At 37.5% G+C, this 18,656-nt stretch carries 25 protein-coding genes and 1 riboswitch; of the genes, 19 read left to right on the forward strand and 6 right to left on the reverse strand.

All coding sequences use genetic code 11. The features are described from left to right. The first annotated feature begins 150 nt into the window (after positions 1 to 150). Both OMU_RS18720 and OMU_RS18725 read left to right on the forward strand, forming a co-directional pair. On the forward strand, positions 151 to 966 hold the full coding sequence (locus OMU_RS18720; protein ID WP_016181430.1) for a hypothetical protein: 816 nt from the start codon (positions 151 to 153) through the stop codon (positions 964 to 966). A 54-nt stretch (positions 967 to 1,020) separates the two neighbouring features. Continuing rightward, positions 1,021 to 1,404 (forward strand): hypothetical protein, encoded by a 384-nt coding sequence (locus OMU_RS18725; RefSeq protein ID WP_016181431.1) that lies wholly within the window; start codon positions 1,021 to 1,023, stop codon positions 1,402 to 1,404. Positions 1,405 to 1,429: 25 nt separating this feature from the next. Here the strand turns inward: OMU_RS18725 and OMU_RS18730 are convergent, their stop codons facing one another. The 5 genes from OMU_RS18730 to OMU_RS18750 all read right to left on the reverse strand — a co-directional run bounded on the left by OMU_RS18730 (position 1,430) and on the right by OMU_RS18750 (position 4,915). Next, complete coding sequence (locus OMU_RS18730; protein WP_016181432.1) at positions 1,430 to 1,909, reverse strand: DUF2798 domain-containing protein; 480 nt, start codon at positions 1,907 to 1,909, stop codon at positions 1,430 to 1,432. Between the two features lie 181 nt (positions 1,910 to 2,090). Continuing rightward, a complete protein-coding gene (locus OMU_RS18735; RefSeq protein WP_016181433.1) occupies positions 2,091 to 2,918 on the reverse strand; it encodes an NUDIX hydrolase in 828 nt (275 codons plus the stop codon). A 100-nt stretch (positions 2,919 to 3,018) separates the two neighbouring features. Further along, entirely contained in the window at positions 3,019 to 3,948 is a 930-nt protein-coding gene (locus tag OMU_RS18740; protein ID WP_016181434.1) for a peptidylprolyl isomerase, read from the reverse strand. Between the two features lie 160 nt (positions 3,949 to 4,108). Continuing rightward, a complete protein-coding gene (locus OMU_RS18745) occupies positions 4,109 to 4,489 on the reverse strand; it encodes a YtxH domain-containing protein (protein ID WP_016181435.1) in 381 nt (126 codons plus the stop codon). Continuing rightward, positions 4,490 to 4,915: an HIT family protein gene (locus OMU_RS18750; protein WP_016181436.1), complete on the reverse strand. Its 426-nt coding sequence runs from the start codon at positions 4,913 to 4,915 to the stop codon at positions 4,490 to 4,492. Positions 4,916 to 5,192: 277 nt separating this feature from the next. Here OMU_RS18750 and OMU_RS18755 point away from each other — a divergent pair, with 277 nt between their 5' ends. From OMU_RS18755 to OMU_RS18830, 16 genes are all read left to right on the forward strand, one after another. Further along, positions 5,193 to 5,930, forward strand: coding sequence for an ABC transporter ATP-binding protein (locus OMU_RS18755; RefSeq protein WP_016181437.1), 738 nt, complete (start codon positions 5,193 to 5,195; stop codon positions 5,928 to 5,930). After that, on the forward strand, positions 5,923 to 7,131 hold the full coding sequence (locus OMU_RS18760) for an ABC transporter permease (protein ID WP_016181438.1): 1,209 nt from the start codon (positions 5,923 to 5,925) through the stop codon (positions 7,129 to 7,131). The genes OMU_RS18755 and OMU_RS18760 overlap by 8 nt, the downstream gene beginning before the upstream one ends. A 3-nt stretch (positions 7,132 to 7,134) precedes the next feature. Further along, entirely contained in the window at positions 7,135 to 8,004 is an 870-nt protein-coding gene (gene dat / locus OMU_RS18765; RefSeq protein ID WP_016181439.1) for a D-amino-acid transaminase, read from the forward strand. A gap of 89 nt (positions 8,005 to 8,093) precedes the next feature. Continuing rightward, complete coding sequence (locus OMU_RS18770; RefSeq protein ID WP_016181440.1) at positions 8,094 to 8,876, forward strand: phosphotransferase family protein; 783 nt, start codon at positions 8,094 to 8,096, stop codon at positions 8,874 to 8,876. Positions 8,877 to 8,985: 109 nt separating this feature from the next. Then, positions 8,986 to 9,636 carry a tRNA (guanosine(46)-N7)-methyltransferase TrmB gene (trmB, locus tag OMU_RS18775; RefSeq protein ID WP_016181441.1) on the forward strand — a complete coding sequence of 217 codons (651 nt, stop codon included), beginning with the start codon at positions 8,986 to 8,988 and terminating at the stop codon, positions 9,634 to 9,636. A 91-nt stretch (positions 9,637 to 9,727) separates the two neighbouring features. After that, positions 9,728 to 10,678, forward strand: a complete 951-nt coding sequence (gene comGA, locus OMU_RS18780; protein WP_016181442.1) for a competence type IV pilus ATPase ComGA — start codon at positions 9,728 to 9,730, stop codon at positions 10,676 to 10,678. After that, positions 10,638 to 11,651: a competence type IV pilus assembly protein ComGB gene (gene comGB, locus OMU_RS18785; protein WP_016181443.1), complete on the forward strand. Its 1,014-nt coding sequence runs from the start codon at positions 10,638 to 10,640 to the stop codon at positions 11,649 to 11,651. The genes comGA and comGB overlap by 41 nt, the downstream gene beginning before the upstream one ends. Beyond that, entirely contained in the window at positions 11,648 to 11,914 is a 267-nt protein-coding gene (comGC, locus tag OMU_RS18790; protein ID WP_016181444.1) for a competence type IV pilus major pilin ComGC, read from the forward strand. The genes comGB and comGC overlap by 4 nt, the downstream gene beginning before the upstream one ends. Next, positions 11,898 to 12,353: a competence type IV pilus minor pilin ComGD gene (gene comGD / locus OMU_RS18795; protein WP_016181445.1), complete on the forward strand. Its 456-nt coding sequence runs from the start codon at positions 11,898 to 11,900 to the stop codon at positions 12,351 to 12,353. The genes comGC and comGD overlap by 17 nt, the downstream gene beginning before the upstream one ends. After that, positions 12,331 to 12,612, forward strand: a complete 282-nt coding sequence (gene comGE / locus OMU_RS18800; RefSeq protein ID WP_227132329.1) for a competence type IV pilus minor pilin ComGE — start codon at positions 12,331 to 12,333, stop codon at positions 12,610 to 12,612. The genes comGD and comGE overlap by 23 nt, the downstream gene beginning before the upstream one ends. Then, complete coding sequence (gene comGF, locus OMU_RS18805; RefSeq protein ID WP_016181447.1) at positions 12,599 to 13,024, forward strand: competence type IV pilus minor pilin ComGF; 426 nt, start codon at positions 12,599 to 12,601, stop codon at positions 13,022 to 13,024. Before comGE ends, comGF begins: the two co-directional genes overlap by 14 nt. Further along, entirely contained in the window at positions 12,987 to 13,337 is a 351-nt protein-coding gene (gene comGG, locus OMU_RS18810) for a competence type IV pilus minor pilin ComGG (protein WP_227132327.1), read from the forward strand. The genes comGF and comGG overlap by 38 nt, the downstream gene beginning before the upstream one ends. Before the next feature lie 165 nt (positions 13,338 to 13,502). After that, on the forward strand, positions 13,503 to 14,510 hold the full coding sequence (locus tag OMU_RS18815) for a class I SAM-dependent methyltransferase (protein ID WP_016181449.1): 1,008 nt from the start codon (positions 13,503 to 13,505) through the stop codon (positions 14,508 to 14,510). Between the two features lie 47 nt (positions 14,511 to 14,557). Beyond that, positions 14,558 to 15,754: an acetate kinase gene (locus tag OMU_RS18820; RefSeq protein ID WP_016181450.1), complete on the forward strand. Its 1,197-nt coding sequence runs from the start codon at positions 14,558 to 14,560 to the stop codon at positions 15,752 to 15,754. Between the two features lie 172 nt (positions 15,755 to 15,926). After that, the gene (locus tag OMU_RS18825; protein ID WP_016181451.1) at positions 15,927 to 16,277 is read left to right on the forward strand and encodes a BMC domain-containing protein; all 351 of its coding nucleotides are present in this window, start codon (positions 15,927 to 15,929) and stop codon (positions 16,275 to 16,277) included. 2 nt (positions 16,278 to 16,279) lie between these two features. After that, positions 16,280 to 16,720: a EutP/PduV family microcompartment system protein gene (locus OMU_RS18830; protein ID WP_016181452.1), complete on the forward strand. Its 441-nt coding sequence runs from the start codon at positions 16,280 to 16,282 to the stop codon at positions 16,718 to 16,720. A gap of 16 nt (positions 16,721 to 16,736) precedes the next feature. Beyond that, a riboswitch (cobalamin riboswitch) is annotated at positions 16,737 to 16,913 on the forward strand. 269 nt (positions 16,914 to 17,182) lie between these two features. Here OMU_RS18830 and OMU_RS18835 read toward each other — a convergent pair. After that, positions 17,183 to 18,079 (reverse strand): PocR ligand-binding domain-containing protein, encoded by an 897-nt coding sequence (locus OMU_RS18835; RefSeq protein WP_016181453.1) that lies wholly within the window; start codon positions 18,077 to 18,079, stop codon positions 17,183 to 17,185. 283 nt (positions 18,080 to 18,362) lie between these two features. Between OMU_RS18835 and OMU_RS18840 the strand changes: the two genes are divergently transcribed. Beyond that, positions 18,363 to 18,641, forward strand: coding sequence for a BMC domain-containing protein (locus tag OMU_RS18840; RefSeq protein ID WP_016181454.1), 279 nt, complete (start codon positions 18,363 to 18,365; stop codon positions 18,639 to 18,641). The last annotated feature ends 15 nt before the right edge of the window (positions 18,642 to 18,656 follow it).

An 18,656-nucleotide genomic window follows, 5' to 3' on the forward strand; every position in this document is an offset into this window, starting at 1 on the left:
GTCTTAATTAGTTGTGATACACTTAAAAGAAAAGGTCTTCAAGAATGCCGGTTCTGTTTTTTTCAGGCAGCAAAGTATTAAGATAAATCTCATATTTAGAAACAATCTGAAAAGAGACTGGCAAAAAAAATACATTCATGGGAGAAAAAAATGAACGAGACAGACATCCAAACGATTTTAGAGCATCGGTATGATCAAGGCTGGGATTATTGGACGACAGAGGATAGACGCTTGGGAAAAGGAGCGCCCTTTTCGTGTTTAGAATCAGCGGAGTATTTATTAGAGTTGGGAATGAATCCGCAAGAAGAAATTCTGCAAAAAGTAGCAGAGCTTCTATGGGAGAGCTGGCGTGAACCAGGAGAATTTCGGCTTTATCCTAAAGGAGCAGTCTTCCCATGTCAAACAATTCCAGCGGCTACACTGTTGGTACGCTTAGGTCATGAAGATGATCCACGAATGAAGCAAACGCTGAAACATTTATTGACTACACGCTACGAAGATGGAGGGTGGTGGTGCAAGAAATTCTATTTTGGCAAAGGTCCAGAAACGGAATTTTCTAATCCTTTGCCTACTCTGAACGCGTTAGAATTATTCCGACGGATAAATTTTGTTGAGGAAACTGAATTAGATGATGCGGTGGATTTTTTATTAAGCCATTGGGAAACGAAACTTCCACTTGGTCCATGCCATTATGGAATTGGGACGCTGTTCATGCAAGTAGAATACCCATTTCGCGGGTACAATTTATTTTATTATCTTTATGTTTTGTCCTTTTATAAAAAAGCACGAAATGACCAACGGTTCAAAGAAGCCTTTAAAGTATTGCAGGAAAAAACGGTGGCCGATCAAATCGTAGTAGAACGGGTAGTTCCTAAATTACGTAAATTAAACTTCTGCAAAAAAGATCAGGTTAGCCTGTTAGCAACTGAACGGTATCAAGAAATTTTGACGAATATAGCGGAATAAAAGCCCATGATATTTTTATGCGTATCTTTTTAACAAAAGAAGAGGAGGTACGTCATGAAATTAATTGAAGTAAAGAGAGAGTATGGGCTTAATCAAAATACATTTTACGGCTGGTTAAGAGAAAATCAAATGATCATCAAAGAGATGACAGGATATGTTATTGGTCCTAAAGCTTTTGAGGGTATGGAGACAAGGACAAATCGGAGGGTGAATGATGACGGTGAAATTTTGATCACGACTCAAGTTATAATTGATAATCAAAAAATCCCTCAATTATTGGAACAGTATGAATCCTCCGGTTTACCAAAACTTTACTCGAACCGAAGAGTGGAGAGTGAGCGACAGCGAGCTTCTAACGGTGAATTAGAAAAACGTGTGGAAATTCTAGAAAATCAGCTAGCTATCTATGTAAATCAAAATAACCGAAAGCACACGTGAAGGTGCTTTCGGTTATTTTTTCGTATTACGCTAAAATCGTGCCGACAGGAAAAAGTCTTCTGAAAACTTTTCGAACGAGTGGTCCAGCGATAATTATTTGAAATGGCAGTGCCATCACAAGATTTTTCAAAATGTTCGTTCCCCACATAATGAACAATTTGTTCCATTCATGTGTATGGCTTAAAACTTCAATAGAGCCATAAAGCGACATGAAAAAGACCATGGGTAAAACCATGCAGCTAGAAATGGTTAAGACTTTGCGTAAAGGACTAGCAAATGTAGGCATGATTTTGAATGCGATTTTTTTCGCTGTAGTCGAAACGACAAACCAGTCCAGAATTAAAGCGCAGCAATAGCCCAAAGGTAAACCGAGCCAGGCTGTTTTAAGTACCTCTAAAGTGATTGTACCGGATTGTAAAGCGATATTATATAAGCTCATCCAGAACACCATCACAAAACACATCATTATCGTATAAACAAAACTTTCTCTTTTATTACTTGGCATAAAAATCCTCCTAAATTTAAATATGGTGAATTCATAAACAGGTCATGAATTTCAAGACGCAAAAAAAGGCAATCATATAACTCGCTACGATTGCCACTTGGGATCTTCACTGCGTTATGGAAAGTCATTTTTTGCTTTTTCCATTATATACAGATTTTTATGATTCATGTAAGTAAAATTTTTATTTTTTTTCACCAATTTCATCTTTTAAACGATAAATCTTAGAAGGACGACCGATTCCGACTGGTCGTTCGCCAATTTCATCAAAATATTGCAGCATTGCTTTTTTGAAATTTGAGTGATCGACGGTTTTATAATCAACGCCTAAAAATTTCGCAAAAACTTTACGTGCTTCAGTAATCGTAAATTCTTCACCTAAAACCTGTAAAATTAATGGTTCGTGATCCATTTTGTTTAAAACACGATTGAAGGCTTTGCGGATAATCTCATTATGGTCAAAGGCTAAAGTATCTTTACCGATTGATTTTCCAGCCTCAAGCTCAATTTCAATTGAAATACCATCACTTGTTAAGCAAATCGTATCGCCGTGCCGTTCCAGATTAAACCAGCGCGCATCCTGTGTATCATCTCCAGCAGTGGGAGGTACTTGTCCAATAAATGCAAGATAGCTGACAGTAATCACCCAACCACGAGGATCACGGTTCGGTGTACTAAAGGTATGGAGCTGCTCGACACTTTTTCGGCCGATAGTTAAACCGGTTTCTTCAGCGGTTTCGCGACGTACACTGTCGTTAGTGGATTCATTGCGCTCAACGAATCCGCCAGGGAGTGCCCAAGAATTACGATAAGGATTGCCGCGTCGCTGAATTAGTAAAATTTTTAATTGATCCTCTTCTTTGTTATAGCCCATAATGACGATATCGACAGTGACTGAGGGCTTGTCATACTCGGGGTGGTCTTGTTCTTTATACCAAGCAATGAATTCCGCTTCATCTGCTTCGTGTTCATAGTAATCTTTTTCTGCTTCTTTAGAGGCAAATTTTTTCATCTACAGTTCACCTATTTCTTATAAGTATTCGCTACCTTATTGTAGCATGAATAATAAAAAAAGGGGAACTCCGCTTGGAATTCCCCTTTACTACTCATAATTATTTTGATGAGTCAGTTGCTTTCTTATTTGAACTATTTGTTGTTAAGAAGTCAGATAAGATATTTTCAAATGAATCATCTTTGATCTTCACGTTTGCTTTCTTCAATTCTTTTGAAATTACTTCAGAAGAGAAGGTTTGATCAGCCATTTTAGTGTCTTCAGCGATTTGTTTTAATTCCTTTTTGTATTTATCCATGTCATTGCCTTTAGATGAATTTTTTTCCATCTTAACAATGTAGTAGCTTGATTGGTAAGTAGATGAATCCATTGCCGTAATCACATCAGAAACTTCGCCATCCTTCAACTTAAAGGCTGCTTCTTTAACTTCAGAAGGAACAGTTGTTGATTGTGAGTCAAATTTGATTTCGCCGCCATCTTTTTTCGTTGTTGAATCTTGTGATTTTTCTTTAGCGATCTTCGCGAAATCACCTTTGTCATCTAATTGTTTTTTGATTTCTTTTGCTTCATCTTCGCTGCTAGCTAAAATAATGCGAGCAGTTACTTCTGGATGGAATGAATCCCAAGCAGCTTTTATGTCTTTATCAGTAATTTTTACATGAGCTTTTAATCCTTCTTGGAAAGCTAAAGACTGTTTCAAGTATTCTTTATACGATTTTTTTGTATAGCCAGCTGATTGTAGTTGACTTTCAAAGCTATCGCCTAATTGCTTCTCTTGTTTCTTATATTCTTTGTCAATTTGCTTGTCTGTGACTTTATCACCATAGGCATTTTCAAAAACCTTATAGATGATCATGTTACGTACTAAACTTTGGTTCGATTGTTCTTTTTTCGCTTCATTATAAAAATCTTCGACGGTAATTTTACCGCCCTTCATTGTTGCGATGTCTTGATTAGAACTTCCTGAACAAGCCCCTAAAACAATTACACTAAGTAAGCCAGTAGTGGCTAAAAGAATCTTTTTCTTCATTTCTATGCTACAACTCCTAAAAATTAAAATTTACATCTGTTTGTTATTCCTGTTCAACTATAACACACCTAAAAATGTAAAGGAAAGGGGATTAAAAATAGTTTCCGAGAAAATTCACAATAAAGGCATAATTATTTTTAATGAAATAAATTGGTTACTGCTATCCAGCAGGACGCTCTAAAGAATAGCGGCCCTTCTTGATTACTTTTTTTTCATCGACTTCAGGCAAGGCCAGATTGATTTTGTCAATTTGTTCTTGGATCTGTTGAATGCGCGGCTCCGCTTGGAAGCGAAATTCCTCGATATCCTTTTCCACGCCAGATTTAAAGGCGGGAACTAATGTATCAAAGGTTTCCTTTAGGTTCGTTACAGATTCACGAAAATCAGCCAGATTATCATTTAATTCGTCCGTTAATACTACGAGTTCACGCGTATTAGTGATCAGTTTTTCCCGGGTTTCTTCTCCTTTACGTGGTGCTAATAGAAGTCCGCCGAGTGTTCCAAGACCGGCACCAAATAAAATTCCTTTAAAAAAACTCATTTATTTCACCTGCTCCTTGATCTTATCCGCGATCGCTTGTAATTCTTCTGCTGACTGTTCCTCCGCATGATTACCAAAATGAATCGAAAAATCATCCTTTTTACTGTAGCGAGGGATCAGATGAACATGTGAGTGGAAAACAGATTGATACGCCAACTCTTTATTATTATTTATGATATTTAAGCCCTCCATTTCAGGAAATGCTTTTTCAAGTGCACGGGCAATTTTAGGAATACGTGTAAAGAGATCAGCGGCTAAATTTTCATCATATTCAAAAATATCAGTTACATGTTTTTTTGGCACAACTAATGTGTGGCCTTTCGTTGCTTGCGAGATGTCTAGAAATGCATAGACTTTTTCGTCCTCATAAATTTTGTAGCTAGGGATTTCTTGATCAATAATTTTACAAAAAATACAATTTTCCATTGCAAACATCCTTTCTCATTCACTCATATTGTTTTATATTGTGCCGCTGCTGCAAAAAGCAGGTAAGCGATCGTAAATACTTCTTTTACTTTACCATAACTTGTAATACTTGTGCTGGAAAAGGTTGGGAGAAGATTAATTATTTATAGGATTCTGCTATAATGTAAACTATGAAATTGAGTGCCGCTTCAGCGAGGCTATTTCTGCCTTAAATTTAGAAAATGAGAAGCCATTAGTTTTTCGTATAAATAGAGTGAAACGAACTAGGAGGATAAGTATGAGCTTAACGATTCAGCATGTTACGGGCGGCTACGGTCACTTGCCTGTTTTAAAGGATATTAATTTTGAAGTCCATAATGGAGAAATGATCGGTTTGATCGGCTTGAATGGAGCAGGGAAATCTACAACGATCAAAAATATCATTGGATTATTGACGCCGCAGAAGGGAACTATTGCAGTTGATGACTTGACTTTACAGCAAGATCCAGAGAACTATCGAAAAAAGATCGGTTATATTCCTGAAACACCTTCATTATATGAAGAATTAACGTTGCGAGAACATATCGAAGTTACCGCAATGGCATATGGGATTCCAAAGGATGAGGCGATGAAACGGGCTGAATCATTATTGAAGACCTTTCGTTTGGAAAATCGTCTAGACTGGTTCCCTGTGAATTTTTCTAAGGGAATGAAGCAGAAAGTGATGGTTCTATGTGCCTTTTTAATCCAACCCAGTTTGTATATCATCGATGAACCCTTTTTAGGATTAGACCCATTGGCAATCAATGCGCTATTAGAGCTGATGGTAACGATGAAGGAGCAAGGGGCCGCAATCTTGATGTCTACTCACATTTTAGCAACGGCAGAGAAGTATTGTGATCGTTTTATCGTATTGCATGAGGGTGAAGTACGAGCACAAGGGACTTTGCAGGAATTGCAGGCGGAATTTAATTTGCCAGGTTCCTCTTTGGATGAAATCTATATTGCGTTGACAAAGGAGAAAGAACATGCATGATTTTTTTCTATTAAGGCGGCAACGCCATCAGAAAAAAATGATGAAATATATGCGCTACGTATTGAATGATCATTTTGTTTTGGTGTGCTTGTTTTTAGTCGGAGGACTAGCCTTTTATTATTCAAATCTTTTAAAACAATTACCGACAGATTTTCCTTGGAGCTTGCCAATCGTAGGAATTATTTGGTGGTTTATCTTACCATTTGGTAAGTTAGCGACCTTAGTTGAACCAGCGGATATGACCTTTTTATTACCTAAAGAAAAGGAAATGGGGAACTATCTATCACGCGGTTTACGTCATTCAATCGCTTTTCCATTCGTAATTGAACTGCTTATTTGCGGAGTGTTATTGCCATTAGTGGTTTTAGCCAAACAAGTAAGTTTTGTAAGCTTTTTCTTTTACTTACTAATGCTTTGGGGCCTAAAATTAGGAAATTTAAGAATACAACGCTTAGCATGCTACCAAGAAACACGGGAGCAAACGCAACGTTTGACTGTATTCTGGTTCTGTGTGAGTGGTGTGATTATTTTTGCTAGTTTATATGGATCAGCGTGGCTTGGCACGATTTTGGCTTTCGTAGCAGTATTTGGGTTCATTTCGATCACGCAGGAAAAGGATCGACTGTTGGATTGGAGTAAGATGATTGATCAGGAAAATGCTCGCTTGCATCGGATTTATCAATTTATTAATTTGTTTACTGATGTTCCAGAAGTTGAAGCAAAAGTACGACGCAGAAAGTATTTAGACGGTTTATTAGCAAGAATTCGCTTCAAGCAAGAAAACACGTATCTTTATCTATTTGCCCGCAGAGCTCTGCGGGGAGCAGAATTTGGTGGACTGTTCTTTCGTTTATTGATTGTAGGCGGTGTATTGCTATTTTCGCTGAATGACTTTCGCTTTATTGCGGGTGTCAGTATGCTGTTTATTTACTTAATAGGTTTTCAAATGATTCCTTTGTATAATCAGTTTGATTACATTAGTGCGACTCAGCTTTATCCAGTTTCGGAGAAGTATAAAAAGACTGCTTTGCGTCAGTTAATGGTCATTTTGTTATCTGCCGCGGCAATTATTTTCACCATTTGCAGTATGATACATTTGTCTATTGTCGGAAGTTTCGCTTTAATTGTGTTACTTTTAGGTGAAATTGGCTTGTTTGCTTGGTTCTATCTCCCGACCAGAATAAAGAAAATGGAGGATTAGTGAATGAAAGTATTATGGAATGAAGAAATTGTCGATGAATCAGAAGTAAAGATTGATATAGAAGATCGCGGTTATCAATTTGGTGACGGTATTTACGAAGTGATTCGGATTTATGATGGGTATATGTATATGGAAAAGGAGCATTTGGACCGTCTTTGGGTCAGTGCTGAAAAAATTCGCATGACACTTCCATTTACAAGAGAAGAATTAAGTCAGCGTCTGCATCGCCTAGCACAAGAAGTTGGACTTGAAAATGCTCGAGTTTATTTTCAAGTAACACGTGGTACAGCAAAACCGCGACTACATGATTTTCCCAATCCGAAAGAAGTTCAACCGGTTTTGATGGCTGATATTCAACCTGCGTCTCGCCCAAGTGCGAAACAGAATATCGGTATTCGCGCTGGTTTTGTAGAAGATAAACGCTGGCTGCATTGCGACATCAAATCCATCAGCTTATTAGGCAATATCATGGCCTTAGATGAAGCACAGCAAAAAGGCTATGACGAAGCAGTTTTAGTACGCGATGGCATTGTAACGGAAGCATCAGCATCAAATTTGTGGATGGTGAAAGACGAAGTGCTTTATACCCATCCAGACGGGAATCTTGTTTTACCAGGAATCGCAAAAATTAAAATTCGGGAATTGGTAAAAGCTTTAGGTATCGAATTGAAAGAAGAAGCATTCACTGAAAAAGAGCTACTTGCGGCAGACGAATGTTTTAAAACGAGTTCAGTAGCCGAAATCATGCCAATCATTGAAATCGATAATCAAACAATTGGTGATGGGACGCCAGGGAAAGTGACGAAAAAGCTTCTTAACGCGTATATCGAGTCAGTGAATTTAGCGGTTCAGGCGCATCGTGATGAAAAATAATCAAAGAAGAACATACATGCCCTTGACGAAGCGACTTTCCCCGACTAAAATAGGAAATACGTTTAAAATGCTAGGGGAGGGCCTTGGGAATGGAGTTTCAGTTGGATAGTGACTGGCGTGTGCAGCCGATCAAAGGTGATACGGGAAAAACGTATATCGGCTATCGTGACGAAGATCGCGTCTTCATTAAACGAAATACCACCCCAATGTTGGCGGCTTTATCTCGTGAAGGAATCGCACCAAAACTTGTTTGGATCAAACGAACAGGAAATGGTGATACACTGACTGCTCAAGAATGGTTGGATGGTCGAATTCTTGAGCCAGAAGAAATTCCGCGTCGAAATGACGTGGTTGATGTATTATATCATCTACATCACTCGCCATCATTGAAAGTGATGTTAAAAAAAATGGGTGGACGTCAAGTGTCACCACAACAACTATTAGCTGATTATGAGGCGAATTTGCCGACAATGATTGAGCAAAATGGTTTTATTGAATTAGTGTATGATTATTTGAAAAAAAATATCCCAACCTACGCTAAAAAGAATTACACCGTTGTTCATGGGGATGTAAATCATCGGAACTGGTTGGTTTGTTCTAACTATTTATATCTAGTTGACTGGGATTCGGTGATGTTCGCTGATCCAGCATTAGATATTGGTACGATTTTAGGAAACTATGTACCATTATCCAGCTGGAGTAAATGGCTCGTCCGCTATGGGATTCGCCCGACGGATGAAAATATGGAACGAGTATACTGGTATGGCTTAATGAGCTTGCTGCTAGAGATCGCTCGTCAGTATAAACGAGAAGAATATCATCATATGAATCAATCAATCTTACAATTAAAACGAATTTTTGCTGGAAGCTGAACGTCTTGTTCAGCTTTTTGTAAGTTCAATTAACGGATGAATAAAATAGGTTTGTTCATGGAAATACTGTTATTGATTTTATTTTAAAAGAACTTTTTGGAGGGAAACAATGCGCGTTAGAAACCGTCCGGGGGCTGCAGAAATGCTGGCTGCCCGTCCTGAATATGTTGTACAAGAACCAGAAGCGTGGAAAGGCCGCTGGTCTGAACGTTTCGGTAATGATCATCCGATCCATATTGAAATCGGTATGGGGAAAGGTCAATTCATCACTGGAATGGCTGCTGCACATCCTGAAATCAATTATATTGGAATTGAGATGCAAGTGAGTGTGATTTCTATCGCACTAGATAAATTAGTTGAAGCAGAATTGCCAAATTTACAATTATTGCATGTTGATGGGTCGGAGCTGACAAATTATTTTGCTGATAGTGAAGTTGATCAAATATATTTGAACTTCTCTGATCCATGGCCAAAGAAAAAACATGAGAAGCGACGTTTAACTTCACCAAGCTTCTTAGCAGTAGATGAGGAAATTTTACGACCTGCTGGTGAGATTCATTTTAAAACTGACAATCAAGGATTGTTCGAATACTCACTGAGTAGTTTTTCAAAATACGGTATGACATTGGAACAAGTTTGGTTAGACTTGCATGAAAGTAATTATGAAGGAAATATTATGACCGAATATGAAGAAAAATTTTCAAGCAAAGGACAGCGAATTTACCGAGTGGAAGCCCGTTTTAAAGACAAAACAAAATAATTGCTACAAGAAGATGAACTTTTTTTGGTTTATCTTCTTTTTTTTGAAGAATTGAAAATGTTCTGCGTATATTATTTTCGAGGTGAAAGGAATGGAGATTGAACAGTTTTCAGACGAATTGATCCAATATGGTTTCGATCATCAAATGCAGGATTTATATTTATTACCTCAAGGTGAAAAGTACCGCTACTTTTTTCGGAGAGGTCCCTTCTATGAACATAAAAACTCGACTCTATCCTATGTTAATAATGAAATGTGTGTGGTTTCTGCCCTGCAGTTGATCAATCGTTTCAAATATTTGGGTCAAATGGATGTCAGTGAAAAACGAAAAGCTCAGCTTGGTGCGATCTCCTACCCCTTGCCTCATAGTGAACAACGGTTACGTCTTTCGACTGTTGGAAATTATTTACAACAAGAAAGTTTAGTTATTCGTTTTCTGCATCAATTTGGTCGCAGTCCCGAAGTATATCATTTACCAGAGCAAATTGAAATTCTCCAGCAACACACAAAAAAACGTGGTTTATACCTATTTTGTGGTCCCGTAGGTTCAGGGAAAACAACCTTAATGTATAAATTGGCACGAGAGATGGATGGTCAAGTGATCACGATTGAAGATCCTGTAGAGATTGAAGAAGCAGATTTCTTGCAGTTGCAAGTAAACGAAAAAATTTATCAGAGTTACGATGAACTGATTAAGCTGTCTTTACGACATCATCCCGATGTTTTAATAATCGGGGAGATTCGTGATACGAAAACGATTCAAGGAGCGATCAGAGCTGCTCTGACTGGTCATTGTGTGTATGCAACAATCCATGCGGCCAGCCTAGAGTCTGCCCATGCGAGGATTTTTGAACTGGGTGGGGAAGCCACACTGCTCAAAGAATGTTTACAGGGAATTGTTTATCAGGAACTGTTGTCAGTAAATGAAACGGTAGGGTTATTGACTAGTTATCGATTTTATAAAGAGGAAGTACATTTTACTTGGAAAGAAGGGTTAAATCGTGTGGCGCAAAAAGCAAATGACGAGAAAACAACGAGTTGATTTTGTTCATCTATTAGGAGATCTCTTGCAAAATGGTTTTAGTTTGCAGCAGGCGTTTGCTTTTTTTATCAATGCCAATCTTTTTGCACCGTCTATTTTGGAAGCCGTTCAACAAGATTTACATCAGGGAAAAAGTTTGGCACTAAGCTTTACCCAACTGCGGTATTCGAATGACCAGCTCTTACAAATCGAATTAGCGGAGACTCATGGGGATTTGGCCCAAACGCTATTAGGAATCGCTGAACAAATGCGCTTAGTTCAACGTCAGCGAGAAAATTTTCTAAAAGCTGTATCCTATCCGCTGCTTTTACTCGTTTTCTTAATCGTAATTCTTTTAGGTATGCGTTTTTTCTTACTTCCCCAGCTATTGACCAGCGGAATGATCCGTGCAGAAGACTTTTCTGTACAGTTAATAAAAGCAGTTCCTATGATTGGATTAGGAATAATTCTTTTTTTGCTCTTACTGATGGTCAGCTGGAGGAATTGGGGAAAGCGGCATAATTATATAGTTCGCTTTCGTTTCTTGGCGAAAATTCCACTTGTAGGAACATTGTTCAGCAATTACTATTCAGCTTATTTCGCATTGGAATGGGGCAAGCTTTTTCAACAAGGTTTAGAACTGAATCAGATTATTGAATGTTTGTTGGTAATTGATGGAAAATCATTGATGCAAGAGCTTGCTGCTGATTTAAAAATCCGTTTAGCACAAGGCAATACTTTAGCAGCAGAATTAGGACGTTATCCTTTTTTGACTAAAGAATTCAGTCGAATTGTGTTTCAGGGAGAGGCTCGCGGAAATTTAGCAAAGGAGCTATTAACTTATAGTCAATTAGTTTGGCGTCGTTTTTTTAATCAATTAGAATTTTTGGTTTCATGGTTGCAGCCGCTTGTCTTTCTAATTGTTGCACTTTTGATTGTCAGCTTGTATTTAACAATGCTGCTGCCTTTAACAAATTTGGAGGGGATACTGTGAAGAAGAAGCTTTCAGGTTTTACTTTGTTGGAAATGTTAGTTGTTTTATTTATTATTAGTCTGCTGTTGCTGTTATTTGTACCCAAACTAATGAGTCAAAAAGAAAGCGCAACCAATAAAAGCGATGCTGCTATTGTCAAAGTTGTTGAGACACAAATTGAAGTCTTTGAACTGGATTATGGACGTAAGCCAGAGGAAGGTGAATTAGTCAGTAAAGGTTATGTTAGTGAAGACCAGTATAATAAATATGTACAAAAGAAATAAATTTAGCGGCTTCACCTTAATCGAGACGTTGATTGTTTTAGCTTTGGTTTGTGCTTTTGTATTGTTGCCGACGATTGCTATCAAAAGCTGGCAGCATCAATTGGAAAAAAACTTTTTCTATTATCAATTTGAAAAATCTACTTTGCACTTGCAGCAAGTGGCTATTGCAGATCATCAAAGAACTCGAATTAGTCTTAATAGCAGTTCCCAATTAATTGATTTCTATACCAATCATACCGAATTATCATGGAGAATATTGCCCGTTCCAAAATCAATTAAATTAGGCAGCAGGTATTCGATTTATTTTAAAGCTGGCAGCGGTAATGTTTCTACTGATCAGCCTGGGAATGGAAATATTCCAAAGGTCGTTTTTACTGATGAAGGAAAAGTTATTACCTATCAGTTTCAGATGGGGAGTGGTCGTTTTGAAAGGAAATAAAGGATATATCCTATTAGAGAGCTTGGTCAGTTTAACCATCTTATTAATTATCGTAGCCAGTTATGTCGGTGTTACCGTACAAATGCAAAAAGAAAGTCGCCAACGGTTAGCTACTCTTGAAAATTATCGTGATTTATACACTGAGACAAGACGATGCCGTTTGCACTTTCTGGAAATGCAGAGTTCACAAATGGAGATTTCTGTGGAAAAGGGAATAGCTATACACCAGCAAGGAGGAATCGTGATTGTCAAAAAGTAGCGGCTTCACCTTGTTAGAAAGTTTAGTGGCACTTTTGATGCTTAGTGGTATTTTATTGTTGTTGTCTGGTTTGGTTAAACATGCGAATAAAATGGAACAAGCCATCAGCGGTTACCATCAATTGGAATGGGAAGTGTTTTTGCTTCAATTAGACAATGAGTTGGAGGAAGTTAACTATTTGTCTAGTACAACACATGAAATTAATGGAGAAGTGGAAAACGCGGAAGGGGAAATAGTTGCTGTAACAATTAAGAAAAATAAGCAGCGGATTGTAAAAAGCCAATCCAATGGTTTTCAACCATTATTGACAGGAGTGAATCAATTTGTGTGTAAAGAAAATAATCATGGTGTGGATTTCATCGTTACCTTCGTTGATGGAAAGAAGAAAGAAGGAACATGGATCTTTAAATAGCCAAGGCGGAGCGCTGTTGTCCGTCTTATTGGCTATTTTTTTATTCAGTTTTTTGCTGCTAAATTTAACAACAAGTTATCATCAAACAGCTGATCTGGTGGAGCGTACTGAACACTTATATCAGGCTAAAATTGCAAAAGAACTATTTTTAGCCGACTACCCGAAATTAAAAGAAAAAGAGGGTGTGTGGGAGTTCAACAAGGGGGGACTGTCATACGAAACTGAGGAAGATTATGTGAAAATCGATGTGAAAATTAAAAAGAAAACATATCAATTTTGTGAAAAAATTAGCACATCTAATTCATCTGACTGATATAGTTCGTGGTATCCCGTTGATGAGGGGGAATATCTTGTAAAAGATACATTAGGTTGAATTAGAAAATCAATAATAAAAGAAAGAAAGCGATTGATTAATTACAATATGTCCGCTAAAATAGAACAGGTATCGTGAGTGTTATATTAGTTTGTGAGGTGCAAGATGAATCCAGAAAAAATTGAAACAGCTTTTTCTTTGATGGAAGAAGCGATCATCGCATTGCAGCATTCACTAGGAACTTCTTTTTTTGACGCTTACATCGAAAATACGGAGAACTTAGTTGACAATGCAAAAGTACGCGTGCTTGATCAACAACCTGATGCTGATACTGTCACAAAAGTAGAAGCATTGTATCAAAAATTAATAGGATTAGAGCTTGAGCAAGAAGATTGGCGTAAATTAACGCAATTGATTTTGCTTAAGGGTTCAAAAACGGAAAGCTTACAGCCAAACCATCAATTGACGCCAGATAGTATTGGCTTTTTATTTGTTTTTCTAATTGAACAATTAACGTTAAAAAAGAATCAACCATTAGAAATTTTAGATATTACTGTTGGTATGGGAAATCTATTACTGACGGTGTTGATCAATTTACAGGCAGCAGATTATTCAGTTAAGGGAATCGGTGTGGATAATGATGAGACACTTCTTGCTATTGCAGCTTCAAATAGCTTATTGATGAAGGAAGAAATCAAATTATTCCATCAAGATAGTTTACAGGACTTGTTAGTCGATCCAGTTGATTATGTGATCGGTGATCTTCCCGTAGGTTATTATCCAAATGATCAGCAAGCGGAGAAGTTTGCGACTCATTCTGAAAAAGAACACAGCTATGCTCATCATTTATTGATGGAGCAAGCCATGAATTATGTGAAGCCTGAGGGTTTTGGTCTTTTCTTAGTACCAAGTAATTTTTTAGAAACTGAACAGGGCCCGTTACTGCAAAAATGGTTAAAAGATGAAGTGCTATTGCAAGGAATCATCCAATTACCAGATGAATTATTTAAGTCTGAGCATTCACGGAAGAGTATTCTACTGTTACAGAAAAAAGGTGAAACGGCTGAACAAGCAGAAAAAGTATTGCTCGTTCATCTCCCATCATTAAAAGATCCAAAACAAGTAACCGAGTTCTTCAAAAAATTCGAGGACTGGAAGTCTTCTAATTTATAAACTGCTCGTAGGAGCTAAAAGCATTTCAATTATAAAGGAGAGTTAAAATGTCAAAAACAATTGCAATCAATGCAGGTAGTTCAAGTCTAAAATGGCAACTTTATCAAATGCCTGAGGAATCAGTAATCGCTAAAGGAATCGTTGAACGGATCGGCTTGAATGATTCAATCTTTACCATCAAATATGGCGATGGAGAAAAATTTGAACAAATTTTAGATATCAAAGATCATGAAGTTGCGGTTCAAATGCTATTAGACCAATTAATCGAACTAAAAATTATCACATCATTTGATGAGATTACTGGTGTCGGTCACCGTGTAGTAGCTGGCGGTGAATATTTTAAGGATTCTGTTTTGATTGATGATGAGGTCTTGGAAAAAATCGAAGAACTAAGTGAATTCGCACCGTTGCACAATCCAGCAAATGCAATGGGAATCAAGGCTTTCCGTCATATTTTGCCAAATGTAACAAGTGTGGCTGTTTTTGACACTTCTTTCCATTCAACAATGCCGGCAACGAACTATTTGTATAGTATTCCTAAAGAGTATTATGATAAGTATTCTGCTCGTAAATATGGTTTCCACGGAACTAGTCACCGCTATGTTTCAGAACGTGCGGCTGAATTACTTGGCAAACCGATTGAAGAAACGAAGATTATTACTGCCCACATTGGTAATGGGGGTTCTGTTACTGCTGTTGAAGGTGGTAAATCAGTTGATACATCTATGGGCTTCACGCCGTTAGCAGGGCTGACGATGGGAACACGTGCTGGGGACATTGATGCTTCATTGCTTCCATATCTAATGGAAAAAGCAGGAATCAAGGATATCAACGAGATGATTGATGTATTGAACAAAAAATCAGGTGTTTTAGGGTTAACAGGTATTTCAAGTGATATGCGCGACATCGAAAATGGTGCTGACGAAGGCAATGAAGAAGCTATTTTAGCTTTGGATATTTATTGTGATCGTATCCGTAAATATATCGCTCAATACATTTCAGTAATGAACGGTGTTGATGCTATTGTTTTCACTGCGGGTGTTGGTGAAAATGCTGACCCTGTTCGCCGTATGGTTTTAGAAAATATGACTTGGTTCGGTATTGAAATCGACGAAGAAATCAATAAGAGCATTCATGGAAAAGAAGCGGAACTTTCAACTGAAAATTCTCGCGTAAAAGTATACGTGATTCCAACTGACGAAGAAGTAATGATCGCTCGTGACGTTGAGCGCTTAAGTAAATAACCAATGAAGCCTTTGCCAAAAATGGTGAAGGCTTTTTGTATCGAAAGAATAAACTTTAGGCAGGTAAGGAAATTTTCGATGAAGAAATCTGAAAGCATAATTTTGTTGTATTAGAACAAAACTATGCTATTTTTTTGTGCTAAACTTTTTATGAAAGTGAGAGTGACTTTTTATGAGTGAAAAGAGAAATATCGAGCGTTCGATTCAAGAATATGTCCCTGGGAAACAGGTCACGCTTGCTCATTTGATCCCCCATGCTAATGAAGAAGTTTTTGAAAAATTAGGACTGGAGCATTCGGGTGACGCCATTGGTATTTTGACGATTACACCGAGTGAGGCATCAATTATTGGTGCAGATATTGCCAAGAAATCAGGAAATGTCTCTATTGGTTTTATGGATCGCTTTAGTGGAGCTGTCGTGATTATCGGAGAAGTATCCTCAGTCGAATTTGCCTTAAAACAAGTGACGAATTCACTTGCAGCAATCTTGAATTTTGATGTTGCAGAAATTACTAGGACTTAATGATGAAACGAGTCATTTTAATTGGAGAAACTGGATCAGGTAAAACAACCCTTATGCAGCTTTTGAATGAATGGGAGATCAAGTATCATAAGACGCAGCAAGTATACTTTACAGATAATGTGATTGATACACCAGGCGAGTTTTTGGAAAATCGTTTCTATTATAATGCGTTAGTCAGTTCGGCGGTTGGTGCGGATTGCATCGCGCTTGTTCAGAGTATTACGAATCGTCAGAATTATTTTCCACCTTGCTTTTCATCACGTTTTACTAAACCGATGATTGGAATCATTACGAAAACAGATTTGAATCATAATCAAGCAGATTTAGATTTAGCAGAAAAACGATTACGATTGGCGGGGGCGAAGAAAGTTTTTTCTTTGTCTACTGTTAACCAAGAAGGTGTTTCTGCTTTAAAAAACTTTTTATTAACAAAAGATTTTTGACAGCGAATACATTCTGCGGTACCATGAGTGTGTGAATAATTGAATAAGAGCATTTGGAATAGGGAACAAGGTGCGAATCCTTGACAGACCCTTTCTACTGTATACGCAGACAAAATCTCAAATGGCCACTTTCGGGAAGGCGAGATGGAGGATGAAGCGAAGTCAGGATACCTGTCCTTTTGCTGAGATAATTGTATTGGGAGAATTATTTCACCTTTAAATAGTCAATTGATGTTTATTTGGTGAGGTGTCTTCCATAGATACCTCACCTTTTTTGCGTGATCCACTTCTCACAGGTTTTATAGAGAAAAGAGAAATCTTAATTTAGAACAAATGATTGATAATGATGCGGATGGATTCACCTGTATATGAAAATAAGCTCAGTTTTAAAACGAATTTCCTTACAGTAGAACTAATTGCTCCAATATAAAAAAACAGTCGTACCACGACTGTTTAGATTCCTTATTTTATTTTCCGATAATTAACAGGTGTCATACCTACAAGTTCTTTGAATATTTTACAGAAGTAGCTAGTTTGTGAATAGCCGATATTTTGTGAGATAGACTTAATACTTAAATTAGATTGTGTCAAAAGAACTTTTGCCTGCTCAATTCTTTGTTGATTCAAATAGGTAATAAAACTGACACCGATCTCTTTTTTGAATAAACGACTGAAATAAAACTGGCTGAGATAAACATGGTTAGCAACATCTTCGAGCGTCAAATTTGTTGTTAAATTCGTATCAATATATGAAATAGCTTTACGGATTTCATCATTTTTCGAAATTATAGAATCTTTAGCTTCTTTTTTACTTGGATGAAAGTTAAATTTAATTTGTTCACGAGGATCAGAATCGTTAAAGTGGTAGTCGCCAATTGTTTTGAGTAAAGCAGCCGCGGATTCAATTTGAGTAGTACTGACTGTTTTTACTTTTCCTCTAGCTTGACGTAGTTCAGGAGAAGTTTCCCAATGGGTGACAATCGGATGGATACGAGTATATGGGTTTTTGTCATCATCAGTAATCTCTACCTGACCGAAAAGAGCAAATCCAATTAATTGATTATTGCTGATGATAGGTAATGAAATGTCAGTAAGACCAGCATGACAACGATAGATACAGGGATCACCATTTTTTGACGCCTCTAAACCGCCAAACGCATCGCATTTTTGACAAAGGGATTTGAATTCTGGATTAGAGCGCATCAACTGGCAAAAGGGAGAAAAATTATAAAGATCAGAAGTCTCCTTTCCGTGTATATCAACAAGGACGGAACCAAAATCTGCCGCAAGTGCGAAATCCTGAATTGTTTTGGAAAGTTGCAAAGAACTATGGGAATTCAATGTACTAATATTTTCCATGTAAGCGCCTCCTAGTCATCTACCATTTTACCAGAACATATTTTTATTTTAAATCTTGTTTATACCAATAACATTATTTTGACCAGCAGAAGACAAAATATTGCTATTTATTGAACTTAATTGACCACTGATTAAGGCTTATTTAGTAATGTCTTGACACTAATCTGCAACAAAATTTTAACATTCGAATTAATCCGACAAAAAGATAGGACAAATTTGTTCTATCTTTTTTGTTTATCATTATAAATGTAAGTGTTATCAAAATAATTAGGAGGAATGTTTTATGCCACAAGAAGCGCTAGGAATGATTGAAACTAGGGGGTTGATTGGTGCTATCGAAGCAGCTGATGCAATGGTAAAAGCTGCAAATGTTTCCTTGGTTGGAACGGAAAAAATTGGTTCTGGATTAGTCACTGTGATGGTACGAGGAGATGTAGGTGCGGTTAAAGCAGCTGTTGATGCAGGTGTTTCTGCGGCTGACGCGGTAGGGGAAGTTGTTTCTAATTATGTTATCCCACGTCCACATACTGAAGTTGAAGGCTTGCTCCCTAAGTCAGAATAGAAAGGGTGGGATAGC

The sequence above is a fragment of the Enterococcus avium ATCC 14025 genome, from assembly GCF_000406965.1.
Classification (GTDB): Bacteria; Bacillota; Bacilli; order Lactobacillales; family Enterococcaceae; genus Enterococcus_A; species Enterococcus_A avium.

Bases quoted from the DNA above. Each gene is read 5' to 3' on its own strand.
- OMU_RS18815 (WP_016181449.1), top strand. From the start codon at position 13,503: ATGAATCCAGAAAAAATTGAAACAGCTTTTTCTTTGATGGAAGAAGCG.
- OMU_RS18825 (WP_016181451.1), top strand. From the start codon at position 15,927: ATGAGTGAAAAGAGAAATATCGAGCGTTCGATTCAAGAATATGTCCCT.
- OMU_RS18835 (WP_016181453.1), bottom strand. From the start codon at position 18,079: ATGGAAAATATTAGTACATTGAATTCCCATAGTTCTTTGCAACTTTCC.
- OMU_RS18820 (WP_016181450.1), top strand. From the start codon at position 14,558: ATGTCAAAAACAATTGCAATCAATGCAGGTAGTTCAAGTCTAAAATGG.
- OMU_RS18755 (WP_016181437.1), top strand. From the start codon at position 5,193: ATGAGCTTAACGATTCAGCATGTTACGGGCGGCTACGGTCACTTGCCT.
- trmB (WP_016181441.1), top strand. From the start codon at position 8,986: ATGCGCGTTAGAAACCGTCCGGGGGCTGCAGAAATGCTGGCTGCCCGT.
- OMU_RS18730 (WP_016181432.1), bottom strand. From the start codon at position 1,909: ATGCCAAGTAATAAAAGAGAAAGTTTTGTTTATACGATAATGATGTGT.
- OMU_RS18750 (WP_016181436.1), bottom strand. From the start codon at position 4,915: ATGGAAAATTGTATTTTTTGTAAAATTATTGATCAAGAAATCCCTAGC.
- OMU_RS18770 (WP_016181440.1), top strand. From the start codon at position 8,094: ATGGAGTTTCAGTTGGATAGTGACTGGCGTGTGCAGCCGATCAAAGGT.
- OMU_RS18840 (WP_016181454.1), top strand. From the start codon at position 18,363: ATGCCACAAGAAGCGCTAGGAATGATTGAAACTAGGGGGTTGATTGGT.
- OMU_RS18830 (WP_016181452.1), top strand. From the start codon at position 16,280: ATGAAACGAGTCATTTTAATTGGAGAAACTGGATCAGGTAAAACAACC.
- OMU_RS18745 (WP_016181435.1), bottom strand. From the start codon at position 4,489: ATGAGTTTTTTTAAAGGAATTTTATTTGGTGCCGGTCTTGGAACACTC.
- comGD (WP_016181445.1), top strand. From the start codon at position 11,898: ATGTACAAAAGAAATAAATTTAGCGGCTTCACCTTAATCGAGACGTTG.
- OMU_RS18735 (WP_016181433.1), bottom strand. From the start codon at position 2,918: ATGAAAAAATTTGCCTCTAAAGAAGCAGAAAAAGATTACTATGAACAC.
- OMU_RS18725 (WP_016181431.1), top strand. From the start codon at position 1,021: ATGAAATTAATTGAAGTAAAGAGAGAGTATGGGCTTAATCAAAATACA.
- OMU_RS18760 (WP_016181438.1), top strand. From the start codon at position 5,923: ATGCATGATTTTTTTCTATTAAGGCGGCAACGCCATCAGAAAAAAATG.
- OMU_RS18720 (WP_016181430.1), top strand. From the start codon at position 151: ATGAACGAGACAGACATCCAAACGATTTTAGAGCATCGGTATGATCAA.
- comGG (WP_227132327.1), top strand. From the start codon at position 12,987: ATGGAAAGAAGAAAGAAGGAACATGGATCTTTAAATAGCCAAGGCGGA.
- dat (WP_016181439.1), top strand. From the start codon at position 7,135: ATGAAAGTATTATGGAATGAAGAAATTGTCGATGAATCAGAAGTAAAG.
- comGA (WP_016181442.1), top strand. From the start codon at position 9,728: ATGGAGATTGAACAGTTTTCAGACGAATTGATCCAATATGGTTTCGAT.
- OMU_RS18740 (WP_016181434.1), bottom strand. From the start codon at position 3,948: ATGAAGAAAAAGATTCTTTTAGCCACTACTGGCTTACTTAGTGTAATT.